Source organism: Georgenia sp. AZ-5 (genome assembly GCF_043952095.1).
In the GTDB taxonomy this organism is placed as follows: domain Bacteria; phylum Actinomycetota; class Actinomycetes; order Actinomycetales; family Actinomycetaceae; genus Georgenia.
This window is the reverse complement of the sequence record NZ_JBINOU010000001.1, coordinates 1,167,888-1,181,504: the sequence shown is the minus strand read 5'-3', so window position 1 is coordinate 1,181,504 and position 13,617 is coordinate 1,167,888. Positions and strand designations below refer to the sequence as shown.

The window sequence follows — 13,617 nt, the reverse complement described above, 5'->3', positions numbered from 1 at the left end:
CCACGCCCGTGCCGCCGCCCGGCGGCGGACACGATCCCGCGGGCTGCGCCTGCGTCCACAGCGGCGCAGGTGGCACACTCGTCAAGATGCGTGACCTGGCCAGCCTCCCGAAGGCACATCTCCACCTGCACTTCACGGGGTCCATGCGCACCTCCACGCTGGCCGAGCTCGCGCGGGAGCAGGGCATCAAGCTCCCCGAGCACCTGCTGGACGCCGACCCCCTGCACGTGCCCGCCGACCAGCGCGGCTGGTTCCGGTTCCAGCGCAGCTACGACGCCGCGCGGGCGGTGGTCCGCTCCGAGGCGGCCATGCGCCGCATCGTCCGGGAGGCGGCGGAGGACGACGCCGCGGAGGGGTCCCGCCGCCTGGAGCTCCAGGTGGACCCCACCTCCTACGCCCCGTTCGTCGGCGGCATCACCCCGGCGCTGGAGATCGTCCTGGACGAGGCCCGCGCCGCCTGGGCGGCCACGGGCGTGGAGGTCGGCGTGATCGTCGCCGCCTCGCGGACCCGCCACCCGCTCGACGCCCGGGCCCTCGCCCGCCTGGCCGCCAAGCACGCCGGCGACGGGCCGGGCCAGGTGATCGGCTTCGGGCTGAGCAACGACGAGCGGCGCGGCAGCACCGCGGACTGGGCGCCGGCGTTCCGCATCGCCCGCCACGCGGGCCTCGCGGGCGTGCCCCACGGCGGGGAGCTGCTCGGCCCCGAGCACGTGCGCGACGTCCTGGCCCACCTGAAGCCGGCGCGCCTCGGCCACGGCGTCCGCTCCGCCGAGGACCCTGACCTGCTGGCGCGGATCGTCGACGCCGGCATCGCGCTCGAGGTCTGCCCGGCCTCGAACGTCTCGCTCGGGGTCTACCACGACGCCCGGGACGTACCCGTGCCGCAGCTGCTCGACGCCGGCGCGCAGGTGGCCCTCGGCGCCGACGACCCGCTGCTGTTCCTCTCCCGCCTGGTGGACCAGTACCGCATCGCGCGCGAGGCCCACGGGCTCGACGACGCCGCCCTCGCCGAGCTGGCCCGCAGCTCGATCCGGGCGTCGCTGGCCTCCGAGGCCTCCAAGCGCGCGATGCTCGCCGACGTCGACGCGTGGCTGGCCGCCGACGTCGTGCCCGTGGCATGACCGGCGCGCGGGGGCCGGGCCGCCGGCGGCTGCGGCCCGTCACCCTGCAGGGCATGCTCGGCCGCTCGCTGGGCCGGCGGGTCACCAGCTCGCTCCTCCACCGCGACGGCGTCTGGGTGCGGCTGCACCGCGTCGGCACCGCCCCGGTGGACCCGGCGCTGCCCCACGGCCTCCCGGGCGCCCCCGCCCCGGCCTTCTTGCTCCTGCACGGGATCGGCGCCTCCGGGCGGTACTTCCGGCCGCTCGCGGAGGAGCTGTCCCGGCACGGCGTCGTGCACGTGCTCGACCTCCCCGGGTTCGCCGGCCTGCCGGACCCGCCCCGCCGGCTGTCCGTGCCCGACTTCGCCGCGGTGGTCGACGGCGTGCTGCGCGCCGGGGGCGTGCGGGACCCGGTGCTCGTGGGCCACTCCATGGGCACCCAGGTCGCGGTCGAGCTCCTGGCCGGCCACGCCGGCTACTCCCGTGCGGTGCTCGTCGGGCCGGTGGTGGACGCCTCCGCCCGCAGCGTGGCCGCGCAGCTGCTGCGCTTCGCGCGGACGACGGCGCACGAGCCCGTCCGCGTCAGCGTCGCCGTCGCCGCCTCGTACGTGCGGGCGGGGGCGCCGTGGTACCTGGCGGTGCTGCCCGAGATGATGCGCTACCGGATCGAGGACCGGCTCGCGCACGTCGCCGGCGCGGTCACGCTGCTGCGCGGCGACAACGACGCCGTCGCCCCGGCGTCGTGGGTGGAGTCGCTGGCGGCGGTGCCCACCCGTGCGGGAGGCCCGCCCCGAACGGCGCGGACCGTGCCCGGCGGGGCGCACGCTGTCATGTACAGCCGTCCGGCCGAGGTGGCCGCGGCCGCCGTCGCCCTCGCCCGGCCGCCCGCCGACGCGCCGGCGCCCGCCCCCGTGGGCACGCAGGGACGGGCCGGGGCGGCGCGGTGAGGCGGGAGCCGGGATTCTCCCTCCCGGCGTGGGCGGCGGACTACGCCTTCGCCGCGCGGGGGCTGGCCCGCGCCGGCGCCGGCTGGCTGCGCCGCTCCCGCCCGGAGGCGTTCCGGCTGGAGGGCGGCGCCTCCGCGCGCGCGCCGGTGCTGCTGCTCCCGGGTATCTACGAGTCGTGGCGCTTCCTGGAGCCCGTGGCCACGCACCTGCGCGCCGCCGGGCACCGCGTGCACGTGGTCAGCACGCTCGGGCTGAACTGGCGCGACGTCACCGACGGCGCCGCCCGGGCGGCCGCGTACCTGGAGCAGGCCGACCTGAGCGGGGTGGTGGTCGTGGCCCACTCCAAGGGCGGGCTCATCGGCAAGGCGCTGATGCGCGGCGACGGCGGAGCCCGGGTGGCCGGCATGGTCGCCGTCGCGACGCCCTGGGCGGGCTCGTCCTACGCCGCCTTCTTCCCGCCCTGGTCCCCGGTGCGCCGGCTGTCACCACGCGACCGCGGCCTGCTCGCGCTCGCCCGCGAGCGGGACGTGGACGACCGGATCGTCGCGCTCGTGCCGGCCTGGGACCCGCACATCCCCGGCGGCTCACGGCTGCCGGGGGCGCGCCGCAACGTAGAGGTCGCCGCCTCCGGGCACTTCCGGGTGCTCGCGGACCCGCAGGCCCTCGCGGAGGTCGCGCGCGCGGTCGCGGAGCTGGCGCCGCGCTGAGCCGTCAGAGGGTGGCGCCGAGGAGCACCGGCTCGGGGACGAGCTCGATGCCGAGGGCGTCCCGCACGCCGTCGCGGACCGCGCGCGCCAGGGCGAGCAGGTCCGCCGCCGTCGCCCCGCCCCGGTTGGTCACGGCGAGGGAGTGCTTGGTGGACAGGCTCGCGGGCGCGCCCAGCCCGAAGCCCTTCTCGAAGCCGGCGTGGGAGATCAGCCACGCCGCCGACGTCTTGACCACGCCCTCCACCACGGGGGCGGCCGCGCCGATCTGCCCGATGCGGGTGTGGTCGCTCACGGCGTAGCGCGGGGCCTCGGCGGGCAGCAGCCGGTCGGCCTCCTCGACGGGCATGATCGGGTTGGTGAAAAAGGAGCCGGCGGACCACGTGTCGTGGTCGCCGCCGTCGAGCACCATGCCCTTGCCGCGGCGCAGCTCGAGCACGGCCGCGCGCACGTCCCCGGCGGGCACCCGGGCCCCGACCGCGACGCCCAGCGTGCGGGCGAGCTCGGGGTAGCGCACGGGCGCCGAGAGGGTGGCCAGCCGCAGCTGGAAGGAGACCTCGAGGACGACGTACCGGGGGGTCGGGCCCCAGGTCCGCCCGCCCCCGGCGGCGGGATCGGTGAGGGAGCGCTTGAGGACGCTGGTGCGGTAGCCCAGCCCCAGCTCGCCCACGGCGAGCATGCGGGTGCGGCGCTCGAGCCGGTCGTACACCCGCACCGACGAGAGCGTCTCGGCCACCTCCTGGCCGTAGGCGCCCACGTTCTGCACGGGCGTGGCACCGGTGGAGCCGGGGATGCCCGAGAGCGCCTCGAGGCCCATCCAGCCGTGCTCCACGGCGGTGGCGACGACCTCGTCCCACGGCTGGCCGGCGGGGACGGTCAGGGCGGCCCCGGCGCAGCTGCTGTCCGCGGTCCCCTCGATGGACCGGCGCGCGTCGCGCACCACCAGGCCGGGGAACGGCTCGTCCGCGGCCAGGAGGTTCGACCCGCCGCCGAGCACGAGGACCTCGGTGCCCTCCTCGTCGGCGGCGCGCACGGCGTCGACCAGCTCGGCCTCGCTGGACGCCTCGACGTAGGAGGCCACCGGCCCGCCCACCCGCAGCGTGGTCAGCTCGGCGAGGGTGGGCGTGGCGCCGGCGAACGGCGCGCCCGTCGGGGCGGCGAGCGAGGTCACGGCGGAGGACGGGGTGGCTGTCACCTTCCCAGGTTACGGGCGTCCGGTGCCGGGCCGCCCTGTGATCTTGGCCCCGGGCGGCCGGGTGGCGGGCACGACCAGCAGCCCGGCCAGCAGCGGCACCACGATCGCGAGCAGGGCCGCGCGGTACCCGACGTGCTCGGCGAGGAGGCCGAGCAGCGGCGGCCCGGCGAGGAAGGCGGTATAGCCGATGGAGGAGACCACCGAGACGCGCGGCGCCGCGTGCAGCGGGTCGTCGCTCGCGGCGGACATGCCCACCGGGAAGCCCAGCGCCGCCCCGGCGCCCCACAGCACGGCGCCCACCAGGGCGCCGGGCAGGCCCGGGGAGAGGGTGAACAGCAGCAGGCCGACGCCGGCGACCGCGGTGCACAGGCGCAGCACCGTGACGCGGCCGTAGCGGTCCAGCAGCTCCGTGCCGACCAGCCGCACCGCGGTCATCGCCGCCACGAAGATCCCGAAGAAGATGGCGCCCACCGCGTCGGGCTGCGCGAAGCCGTCCACGACGGCCAGCGCCAGCCAGTCGTTCGCGGCGCCCTCGGTCAGCGCGGCGGCCAGGACGACGACGCCGATGAGCAGCGTGCGCGGCTCGCGCCAGGCGCCGAACGCGTGCCGCAGGCGCGCGCGGCGGTCGGCGTGGCCGTCGGGGCGCGGGTGCGCGGCGGCGTCGTCGGGCAGGAACCAGCGCAGGCTCACGAGGAGGGCCACCCAGATCACCGCGTACACCGAGATGAGGTGAGCGGTCACGGAGACTTCCGCCCACGCCGCCAGCGCGCCCAAGCCGGCACCGAGGACCGTGCCGAGGGAGAAGCCGGCGTGGAAGCGGGGCATGATCGACCGCCCGAGGGTCCGCTCGACGGCGCCGCCCTCGAGGTTCATGGCGACGTCCCACCCGGCGATGCCCATCTGCGCCACGAATAGGGCCGGGGCGAGCCAGGCCGCCTCCCCCGCCCCGACGGCGAGGGCGACGAGCGCGAAGGCCGCCACGTTCACGGTGGCGGCGCCGACCACGGCGCGGGCCGTCCCTACGCGCTGGACGAGGGCCCCGGTCAGCGGCAGCGCGACGACCGAGCCGAGCGAGCCGACGAGCAGCAGCACCCCCAGCTGGGCCGGGCTGAGGCCGAGCGCGTCGCGCACCGCCGGCAGCCGGGAGGCCCAATTGGCGAACACCAGCCCGTTCAGGGCGAACACCACGAACGTGGCCCACGCCGCACGAGTTGCCACGCGGCCCTCGGCGGTGCCCGTCACGCCGGGGCCGGGCGTCGTCACGCCGCCGTCACCCGAGCCGTCACCCGAGCCGGACCACCGCCTGCGCCTTGGCGAGCACGCTCACCCCGGCGCAGGTCACGGCCAGGCTCAGCCGCACGGTGGAGGAGGCGAGGTCGACGGCGGCCACCGTGCCGACCACGCTCACCTCCGCGTGGCCGGGGTCGGGGACCTCCACCGGCCGGGTGAAGCGCACGCCGTAGTCGACGACGGCGCCCGGGTCGCCGGCCCAGTCCACGACCGCGGTGGCGGCGAGCCCCATGGTGGCCATGCCGTGGGCGATGACGCCGGGCAGGCCCACCTCGCGGGCGAAGCGGTCGTTGTAGTGAATGGGGTTGAAGTCGCCGCTGGCGCCCGCGTAGCGCACCAGCAGGTCGCGGTCGACCGCGAAGGTCCGGGAGAACAGCTCCCGGCCCGGCTCGAGCTCGGTGAGGACCGGGCGCGAGGGACGGTCGGTCGTCTCCGCGGTGGTCTCGTGGTCGCTCATCGGTCCTCCCCCCGCACGGCCAGGACGGAGACGACGGTGGAGACCGGGGCCTCGGTCTCGTCGGCGATCTCGGCGCGCGTGGTGACCAGGGTGATCCCGCCGCGCTCGACGATCTTGTCCACGTGCACAGCGGTGCGCAGGCGGTCGCCCGCGACGATGGGGCGGTGGTGGGTGAAACGCTCCTCGGCGTGGACCACGCGGGAGAAGTCGATGCCCGACTCGGGGCTGGCCACGTAGGCCTGCTCGGCGCGCTGGGCGACGACCACGGCGAAGGTGGGCGGTGCGACGACGTCCTCGTAGCCGAGCGCCCAGGCCGCGTCGGGGTCGTAGTGCGCGGGGTGCGTGGCGCCGGTGGCGCGTGCCATCTCGGCGATCTTCACGCGGGAGACCTCGTAGGTCTCCGTGGGGGCATAAGTGCGCCCCACGAGCGTCTGGTCGACGCCGGTGGGGCGGTTGCTGCTCTCGGTCATCGCCCCAGACTATCCAGGGCGGACCGGGAGGGTCAGCGGGTCTCGCGGTGCGTGGTCTTGGCGTTGCAGCGCGGGCAGTACTTCGCCAGCTCGAGCCGGTCGGGGTTGTTCCGACGGTTCTTCTTGGTGATGTAGTTGCGCTCCTTGCACACCTCGCACGCGAGGGTGATCTTCGGGCGGATGTCGGTGGACTTGCTGGCCACGGCTGTTCCTCACGTATCGATCGTGCGAGCGGCCATTCCCGGCTGCATCGTCTGGTTCATTCCTGGTAGCGGGGGCGGGGCTCGAACCCGCGACCTCACGATTATGAGTCGTGCGCTCTCACCAACTGAGCTACCCCGCCTCGGACCTAGCGGACCGCACCACTTTACCCGCTGCGCGTGGATGGTGGTGGCGGTCCGTAGACCAGAGCCCCGAAAGGGAATCGAACCCTTGACCTTCTCCTTACCATGGAGACGCTCTGCCGACTGAGCTATCGGGGCAGCGCGAACGAGCCTACATGCCGCCGCGGCCGAACGTGAAATCCGGATGGGCCGGCAGGTGCGTGAGTCCACTCACACCGGTCGGGGACGCCCGGAAACGCGCCCGGATCGCACCCCGGCGGAGGGCGGAACGCACCCGGCCACCGGCAAGCGCCGGCTCGAGCCCGGCGCACGACCTCGCCAGACACGCCCGGCGGGGGGCGACGACGGCGCCAACCTCGCCATCCTCGCCATCCTCGAGCGTGGCCACGAGACGCCTCGCCCCGCCGGACGCCTCACGCACAGCGGCCCCGCACGCGGAATGAGGTTCCCGTTCGCGCCGCGACGCCGTCCGAGTTCGGCCCCCGTGCCCGCGCACTCCGCACCACATACCCAACCGCACACACCCACACACCCACACACCCACACACCCACACACCCCCGACGGGCAGAACACCACAGGCCGCCCTCGACGCGCGCTCGTACTCACACACGCTCGCGCTCGAATGTCGGTGGTCGAACATATGTTCTACGCATGTCGAGGGAGGCGGACGGCGAGGCCCGGGGCGGGGACGCGGACGCCGCGGGGGCGTGCCTGCACTGCACGCTGGGGTGCTGCCGGGTGCATCCGGGCAATGCCCGCAGCAGCGAGCTGGTCGAGCGGGACGTCGCGCCGCTGGCGCGGGACGTGGCGGTGTTCTTCCACGTCGACGGCCCACCCGGGGCGGACCGGGCCGCGGTGGCGGCGCTGCGCGAGCTGGCCCCGGGCCCGGAGCTGGCCCGGGTCCTGGAGGGCGTCGACCTGGGCGCGGTGGACGACTACGTCGCGGTGGAGGTCCTGGCCGGCTACAAGCGCCTGGAGTCCTGGGCCGCGGCCCGCACCGCCCGCACCGCCGCCGCGGTGGCCGCCCGCCCGGCGATGACCGCCACCCAGGTGCTGCCCACCGGGCGGGCCCGCACGGTCAGCGCCGCCGCGGAGGAGATCGCCCTGCGCCTGGGCGTCACCTGCGCCGAGGCCCGGCGCACCATCGCGCTGGGCCGGGCCTTCGGCGGGGCGCTCGCCCCCACCACCGAGGCGCTGGAGAGCGGGTGGATCGACGCGCGCAAGGCCCACACCATCGTGACCACCCTGCACGGCCACGCCGGCCCGACCGCCTGGGCGGTGCAGGCCGCGGTCCTGCCCGGCGCGGCCCTGCGCACCCAGCCCCAGCTGCTGCGGGACCTGACCCGGGCCCTGCTCGCGGCCGACGCCCACGCCGGCGCCGCCCGCGCCGGTGCCGCCCGCGCCGCCCGCCGCGCCGAGCGCCTGCGCCCGCTGCCCGACGGGCAGGCCGCCATGCGCCTGGTCGGCCCCGCCCCCGACCTCATCGCCCTGGACCTGGCCGCCGAGGCCGGCGCCCGCGCCGCGAAGGCCGACGGCGACCCCCGCACCCTGGACCAGCTGCGCTTCGACACCCTGGCCACCCTCGCCGCCCACGCCCTGACCACCGGCTGGGCCGGCACCCCGCCCGCCACGACCCCGGCGGGTCCCCCCGGCCCCGGCCCCGCCGCCCGGGCCCCACGCCCCGGGCACCCGGCCCGCCGCGGGCACCCGGCCCGCCGCCGCGGGCACCCGGCCCGGTCACCCGAGCCGGGGCACCGCGGGCGCGCCGCCCGGCGGGCCGCGCTCTTGCGCCGGCAGGCACGCCGGACGGCGCCGTGCCCCGCCGGCCCCCCGGGAACCCCGGCCGGCATCCCCCTCCCGCCCGCCATGCGCCTGTCCGCCACGCACGCCCAGATCCGGGTCACCGTCCCGCTCTCGGTCGCCATGCCACCACCCGGCCCCCCGACCGTCCCCGGATCCGGCGACAGCGTCCCCGGCGCCGCCCCGCCCGGCGCCGCCCCGCCGGGCGCCGCACCGCCGGGCGACCCCGCCGACCTCTTCGACCAGCCCGACGACGACGTCGCCGAGCTCGCCGGCTACGGCCCCATCACCCCCGACGTCGCCCGCGCCCTGGCCGCCGGCGGCACCTGGCGCCGCCTGGTCACCGACCCGCTCACCGGCGCCGTCCTGGACGTCGGCCGCACCACCTACCGCCCACCCGCCGACCTCGTCCGCCACCTCCAGGCCCGCGACCGCACCTGCGTCAACCCCACCTGCTCCGTGCCCGCCCACGCCTGCCAGCTCGACCACACCACGCCCTGGGCCCACGGCGGCACCACCGCCCACCACAACCTCGGCCACCTCTGCGCCCGCGACCACCTCCTCAAGACCCTCGGCGCCCTCAAGGTCACCCAGCCCCGCCCCGGCGTCTTCGACTTCACCACCCCCTCCGGCCACCGCTACCGCCGCAACCCGGGGGGCACCATCACCAACCTCGACCACCCCGACGACCCCCCACCCTTCTGACCGGTGGGCACGGCCACAGCCGGATTCGGGGGCCCACAGTCGGATCGGTCGCCGACCCCAGCACCCGCCAACGCGCACCTGCGTGCGATCTTGACGAACCGGCCTCCTCACCGTCGCGGCGCGAGCGCTCGCCCTAGGTACGACAACGGCCCATCACCGCTCGTGCAGGTGATGGGCCGGTCAGTGGCGAGTGCAGGATTCGAACCTGCGAAGCATTCCGCGGCTGATTTACAGTCAGCTCCCTTTGGCCGCTCGGGCAACTCGCCTCGCTCCCCGGAAGGTGCAGATGGAACGATAGCAACAACTCCGGGGTGCTCGTGAACCGGCCTGTCGCGACGATCGTCACAGGCAGCCTCTCGCGCGCCCGCCCAATCCGACCGTAAGGAGAACCCGTGGCCGACTCTTCGTTCGACATCGTCAGCAAGGTGGACCACCAGGAGGTGGACAACGCCGTCAATCAGGCCGCGAAGGAGATCGCGCAGCGCTACGACTTCAAGAACGTCGGTGCCTCGGTCACTCTCGCCGGCGAGGTGATCACCATGACCGCGAACTCTCCCGAGCGGGTCAAGGCTGTTCTCGACGTCCTGCAGTCCAAGCTCATCAAGAGGGGCATCTCGCTGAAGTCCCTCGACACCGGTGACGGGGAGCCGAAGGCCTCTGGCAAGGAGTACCGCCTGGTCGGCAACATCAAGGAGGGGCTGAGCCAGGAGGTCGCCAAGAAGATCACCAAGCGGGTGCGCGACGAGGGACCCAAGGGCGTCAAGACGCAGATCACCGGCGACGAGGTGCGGGTGACGTCCAAGAGCCGCGACGAGCTCCAGCAGGTCATCGCCCTGCTCAAGGGCGCGGACGACATCGACGCCGCCCTGCAGTTCGTCAACTACCGCTGACCTCTCCTTCCTACCCGCAGGCGCGGCTGACCGGCAGGCCTACGGGACAGGTGCCAGGCCTGGGGGCCGGCCTCGGGCCGTGGCCGGGGCGGGGCCGGTCCCAGCCGCGCCCGGGGCCGGGGCCGCGGCCGGGGGCCGGGGTCGCTCGCGGGGCCCGGGAGCATGAGCCGCAGCCCTTGCCCGCGACGCCATCGGCCGGGTCGCGCCCGACGGGATCCGCCTGGTGGACGCCGCCGCCGGGACCGTGTCGCCGACGGCGCACGACGCTGACGGTGACCGGGCGGTCGAGGCGGGGCGTTCGAGCTGGAGCCCGCCGGAGAGCCGGTGTCCTTCCACGCCGCCTTCGCCACGCCGGCAGGAGAGGCGACCGCCGTCCTCCCCCACCTGGGGCTGGTCACCGGCGTGCCGGTCGTCGACGAGGCTCCTGCCCCCGGCCCGATCGCGCCGGCCGTGCCCTGAAGGACGCCGCCGAGGTCGCCGCGGCCATCGAGGCGACCCCGGCGGATCTGACCGCACCGGTCCACCCGCTCGAGTCCTACCGGGAGCTCGCCGGCGGCGACGTGCGGGCCCGCGAGACGGAGGCGCAAGGGACGGTCGGCATCGCCACCGACGTGCTCTTCGCCGTCGACTCCGCCGACCTCTCCCCCGACGCCGACGCAGCCCGCGCGGCCGCCGCCTCCCAGCTCGCGGGCGCCGACGGCGGCGCGCTCACCGTCGTCGGCCACACGGACGACGTCGACACCGACGAGCACAACCTCGACCTCTCGCAGCGTCGCGATCAGGCGGTGGCCCAGCGCCTCGGCGAGCTGGTCGACCTGCCTCCTTCGATGTCACCGTCGAGGGCCGGGGCGAGTCCGACCCCACGGCCGGGGGCACCTCCGCAGAGGTTCGGGCGCTCAACCGCCGGGTCGAGCTCGTGTTCGCGCCCGGTGACGACCCCGCCGCCGCGATGCCGGACGCGGCCGCCGGGGCGCCCCTGCCGCAGGGACCGGTCGGCGAGGGTGCAGAAGGGTCGTGCTCGTCGCCGCCGAGGGCGAGGTCCGTGTGACGGTGGCGGCCCTGCGCCGCACGGCACGGACGCCGACGACGAGACGAGCCGCCGCCCGCTCGCCGACCTCATGCTCAACGACGCCGTCGAGGTCGGCGGGGCCGGCACGGTCGTGGGCGGGAACCCGTGGCGCATCACCGAGGTGCCGGTCGAGTGACCGCCCGGACCCTCGCTAGGGTCCCGCGGGGACCCTGTCAGTAGCCCGCCATGCGCTCCAGCCGCGCGATCCGCTCCTGCATCGGCGGGTGCGTCGAGAACAGCCTCGACATCCCGCCGCCCCGGAACGGGTTGGCGATCATCATGTGGCTCACGTTCTCCATGCGCTGGGAGGGCTGCAGCGGGCGGGCAGCGGTGCCGCTGTCCAGCTTGCGCAGCGCCGAGGCCAGCGCGAGCGGGTCGCCGGAGAGCTGGGCGCCGTCCTCGTCGGCGTCGAACTCCCGGGTGCGGGAGATCGCCATCTGGATCAGCGACGCGGCGATCGGGGCGAGCAGCGCCGTCGCGAGCATCGCGAGCGGGTTGCCCCCGCGCTCCCGGTTGCCGCCGAAGAACACCATGAACTGCGCCACCGAGGTGATCAGGCCCGCGAAGGCGGCCGCCACCGAGGAGGTGAGGATGTCGCGGTTGTACACGTGCATGAGCTCGTGCCCGAGGACCGCGCGCAGCTCGCGCGGCTCCAGCATCCGCAGGATGCCCTCCGTCACGCACACCGCGGCGTTCTGCGGGTTGCGACCGGTGGCGAAGGCGTTGGGCTGCGCCGTCGGCGAGATGTACATGCGGGGCATCGGCTGCCGGGCGGACGTGGCCAGCTCGCGCACCATGGCGTAGAGGATCGGCGCCTCCGCCTCGCTCACCGGGCGCGCCGCCATCGCCCGCAGCGCCAGCTTGTCGGAGTTCCAGTAGCTGTAGAACGTCGAGAGCAGCCCGAGCCCGGCGAAGATCCAGATGAACGACGAGCTGCCGGTCCCGGAGGCGAGGAGGCCGCCGATGGCCAGCAGAAGCGCCCACATCACCGCGAAGAGCAGCGTGGTCTTCAGCCCGTTGTGGTGCCGGTCGGTCATCTTGGCTCTGCTCCTCCTGGTCCTGGCGGCGTGCGCCGGCCGTTACCAGGTGAACGCGGACAGGCGCGGACCGGTTCCCTCTACAGGAGGCGGCCGTCGTGCTCCTCGCCGCGGGAGATCGCCGTCATGGTCTCACGCTGGACGACCTTGACCCGCTCGCGCTCGATGCCGTCGTACCTCTCCCCCAGCGCCCGCTCGAAGGCGTCCAGGAGCTCCCAGCCCTCCCAGGTGGTGTACCGCACCCCGGCGGCCTCCAGCGCGGCGAGCATGGCGTCGTGGCCGACGTCCGAGCCGCGCGCGTGCAACAGCCCGGCCTGCGCGTCCTCGACCAGGTGGGCGATGGTCTGCTGCGCGTCGGACTTGGTGGAGCCGATCAGCCCGACCGGCCCGCGCTTGATCCAGCCGGTGGCGTAGACGCCGGGCAGGTACTCCCCGTCCTCGCCCAGCACGCGGCCCTCGGTGTTGGGGATGACGCCGGCACGCTCGTCGAAAGGCAGCCCGGGCACGGGCGAGCCGAAGTACCCCACCGCCCGGTACACGGCCTGGACCGGGGTGTCGACGAACTGCCCGGTGCCGCGGACGGACCCGTCGCCGGTCAGCTCGGTGCGCTCGGTCCGGATGGCCTCCACCCGGCCGTCGCCGAGGATCTCGACGGGGCGGTGCAGGAAGTGCAGGTGGATGCGGCGGGAGGCGGTGCGGTCGGCCTCCTCCTTCAGGGTCCAGTCCATGAGGGTCTTGACGACCTGCTTGGTCTGGTTGGAGGAACGGATGGCCTCCTCCGAGCCCTCGTCGAACTCGAAGTCCTCGTCGTAGACGATGACGTCCACGTCCGGCACCTTGCCCAGCTCCCGCAGCTCCAGCGGGGTGAACTTCACCTGCGCCGGGCCGCGGCGGCCGAAGACGTGCACGTCGGTCACCGGGTTCTCGCGCAGCCCCGCGGCGACGTTGTCCGGGATCTCCGTGACCATGAGGTCGTCGACGTGCTTGGCCAGCATGCGTGCGACGTCCAGCGCCACGTTGCCCACGCCGACGACGGCGATCTCCCGCGCCTCCAGCGGCCAGGTGCGGGGCACGTCGGGGTGCCCGTCGTACCAGGAGACGAAGTCGGCCGCGCCGAAGCTGCCCGGCAGGTCGATGCCGGGAACGTTCAGCGGGGCGTCCCGGTCGGAGCCGGTGGAGAAGATGACGGCGTCGTAGTGCTGCTGCAGCTGCTCCAGGGTGACGTCCGTGCCCACCTCGACGTTGCCGATGAGCCGGATGTCCCCGCGCTGGAGGATCTTGTAGAGCGCGACGATGATCTGCTTGATGCGCGGGTGGTCGGGCGCGACGCCGTAGCGCACCAGCCCGAAGGGGGCGGGCAGCCGCTCGAACAGGTCGATGCTCACCTCCAGCCCGGACTTGGACAGGATGTCGGCGGCGTAGATGCCGGCGGGACCGGCACCGACCAGTGCCACGCTCAGCGGGCGGGAGCTGCTCACAGATACCTCTTCGGTTTGCGTGTCTTCGGCCGCGCGGCGCGCCGGGGCGCGGCCGACCTGGAAAATCCAGCGTCCAGTCTAGGGCCCTGGCCAGGGGGCCAGCCGGTGAGCAGCCTCACGGCCGCCGGAG

Annotated in this window: 14 protein-coding genes and 3 tRNA genes; 7 read left to right on the top strand and 10 right to left on the bottom strand. The window is 75.2% G+C overall.

The genetic code is table 11. The features are described from left to right. The first annotated feature begins 86 nt into the window (after positions 1-86). From ACF0H8_RS05615 to ACF0H8_RS05605, 3 genes are read left to right on the top strand one after another with little or no spacing between them, the layout of a single operon-like run. Entirely contained in the window at positions 87-1,121 is a 1,035-nt protein-coding gene (locus ACF0H8_RS05615) for an adenosine deaminase (protein ID WP_395287994.1), read from the top strand. Continuing rightward, positions 1,118-2,047 (top strand): alpha/beta fold hydrolase, encoded by a 930-nt coding sequence (locus ACF0H8_RS05610; protein ID WP_395287993.1) that lies wholly within the window; start codon positions 1,118-1,120, stop codon positions 2,045-2,047. Before ACF0H8_RS05615 ends, ACF0H8_RS05610 begins: the two co-directional genes overlap by 4 nt. Beyond that, the gene (locus tag ACF0H8_RS05605) at positions 2,044-2,754 is read left to right on the top strand and encodes an esterase/lipase family protein (protein ID WP_395287992.1); all 711 of its coding nucleotides are present in this window, start codon (positions 2,044-2,046) and stop codon (positions 2,752-2,754) included. Before ACF0H8_RS05610 ends, ACF0H8_RS05605 begins: the two co-directional genes overlap by 4 nt. Before the next feature lie 4 nt (positions 2,755-2,758). On the opposite strand, the gene ACF0H8_RS05600 is transcribed toward ACF0H8_RS05605, so the two are convergent. The 7 genes from ACF0H8_RS05600 to ACF0H8_RS05570 form a co-directional block, all read right to left on the bottom strand. Continuing rightward, positions 2,759-3,946, bottom strand: a complete 1,188-nt coding sequence (locus ACF0H8_RS05600; RefSeq protein ID WP_395287991.1) for a UDP-N-acetylmuramate dehydrogenase — start codon at positions 3,944-3,946, stop codon at positions 2,759-2,761. A 9-nt stretch (positions 3,947-3,955) separates the two neighbouring features. Further along, positions 3,956-5,209, bottom strand: coding sequence for an MFS transporter (locus ACF0H8_RS05595; protein ID WP_395287990.1), 1,254 nt, complete (start codon positions 5,207-5,209; stop codon positions 3,956-3,958). 19 nt (positions 5,210-5,228) lie between these two features. Further along, positions 5,229-5,693: a MaoC/PaaZ C-terminal domain-containing protein gene (locus tag ACF0H8_RS05590; RefSeq protein ID WP_395287989.1), complete on the bottom strand. Its 465-nt coding sequence runs from the start codon at positions 5,691-5,693 to the stop codon at positions 5,229-5,231. After that, a complete protein-coding gene (locus ACF0H8_RS05585; protein ID WP_395287988.1) occupies positions 5,690-6,163 on the bottom strand; it encodes a MaoC family dehydratase N-terminal domain-containing protein in 474 nt (157 codons plus the stop codon). The genes ACF0H8_RS05590 and ACF0H8_RS05585 overlap by 4 nt, the downstream gene beginning before the upstream one ends. 32 nt (positions 6,164-6,195) lie before the next feature. Next, a complete protein-coding gene (gene rpmG / locus ACF0H8_RS05580) occupies positions 6,196-6,366 on the bottom strand; it encodes a 50S ribosomal protein L33 (protein WP_395287987.1) in 171 nt (56 codons plus the stop codon). Between the two features lie 63 nt (positions 6,367-6,429). Beyond that, positions 6,430-6,506, bottom strand: a tRNA-Met gene (locus ACF0H8_RS05575). 66 nt (positions 6,507-6,572) lie between these two features. Next, a tRNA-Thr gene (locus ACF0H8_RS05570) sits at positions 6,573-6,645 on the bottom strand. 514 nt (positions 6,646-7,159) lie between these two features. On the opposite strand from ACF0H8_RS05570, the gene ACF0H8_RS05565 reads away from it, so the two are divergent. Further along, positions 7,160-9,013 (top strand): HNH endonuclease signature motif containing protein, encoded by a 1,854-nt coding sequence (locus ACF0H8_RS05565; RefSeq protein WP_395287986.1) that lies wholly within the window; start codon positions 7,160-7,162, stop codon positions 9,011-9,013. Positions 9,014-9,197: 184 nt separating this feature from the next. Here the strand turns inward: ACF0H8_RS05565 and ACF0H8_RS05560 are convergent. Further along, a tRNA-Tyr gene (locus tag ACF0H8_RS05560) sits at positions 9,198-9,279 on the bottom strand. A 126-nt stretch (positions 9,280-9,405) separates the two neighbouring features. Here ACF0H8_RS05560 and ACF0H8_RS05555 point away from each other — a divergent pair. The 3 genes from ACF0H8_RS05555 (at position 9,406) to ACF0H8_RS05545 (ending at position 11,108) form a co-directional block, all read left to right on the top strand. Continuing rightward, positions 9,406-9,903: a YajQ family cyclic di-GMP-binding protein gene (locus ACF0H8_RS05555; protein ID WP_395287985.1), complete on the top strand. Its 498-nt coding sequence runs from the start codon at positions 9,406-9,408 to the stop codon at positions 9,901-9,903. A 324-nt stretch (positions 9,904-10,227) separates the two neighbouring features. Beyond that, positions 10,228-10,362 (top strand): hypothetical protein, encoded by a 135-nt coding sequence (locus ACF0H8_RS05550; RefSeq protein ID WP_395287984.1) that lies wholly within the window; start codon positions 10,228-10,230, stop codon positions 10,360-10,362. Positions 10,363-10,463: 101 nt separating this feature from the next. Then, the gene (locus ACF0H8_RS05545; RefSeq protein ID WP_395287983.1) at positions 10,464-11,108 is read left to right on the top strand and encodes an OmpA family protein; all 645 of its coding nucleotides are present in this window, start codon (positions 10,464-10,466) and stop codon (positions 11,106-11,108) included. A 37-nt stretch (positions 11,109-11,145) separates the two neighbouring features. Here the strand turns inward: ACF0H8_RS05545 and htpX are convergent, their stop codons facing one another. Both htpX and ACF0H8_RS05535 read right to left on the bottom strand, forming a co-directional pair. Next, positions 11,146-12,009, bottom strand: coding sequence for a zinc metalloprotease HtpX (htpX, locus tag ACF0H8_RS05540; protein ID WP_395287982.1), 864 nt, complete (start codon positions 12,007-12,009; stop codon positions 11,146-11,148). An 80-nt stretch (positions 12,010-12,089) separates the two neighbouring features. Continuing rightward, entirely contained in the window at positions 12,090-13,487 is a 1,398-nt protein-coding gene (locus ACF0H8_RS05535; protein ID WP_395287981.1) for an FAD-dependent oxidoreductase, read from the bottom strand. Positions 13,488-13,617 lie beyond the last annotated feature (130 nt).

Coding starts and splice junctions, on each gene's coding strand:
- ACF0H8_RS05585 (WP_395287988.1), bottom strand. CDS start 6,163: ATGACCGAGAGCAGCAACCGCCCCACCGGCGTCGACCAGACGCTCGTG.
- ACF0H8_RS05590 (WP_395287989.1), bottom strand. CDS start 5,693: ATGAGCGACCACGAGACCACCGCGGAGACGACCGACCGTCCCTCGCGC.
- ACF0H8_RS05615 (WP_395287994.1), top strand. CDS start 87: ATGCGTGACCTGGCCAGCCTCCCGAAGGCACATCTCCACCTGCACTTC.
- ACF0H8_RS05610 (WP_395287993.1), top strand. CDS start 1,118: ATGACCGGCGCGCGGGGGCCGGGCCGCCGGCGGCTGCGGCCCGTCACC.
- htpX (WP_395287982.1), bottom strand. CDS start 12,009: ATGACCGACCGGCACCACAACGGGCTGAAGACCACGCTGCTCTTCGCG.
- ACF0H8_RS05565 (WP_395287986.1), top strand. CDS start 7,160: ATGTCGAGGGAGGCGGACGGCGAGGCCCGGGGCGGGGACGCGGACGCC.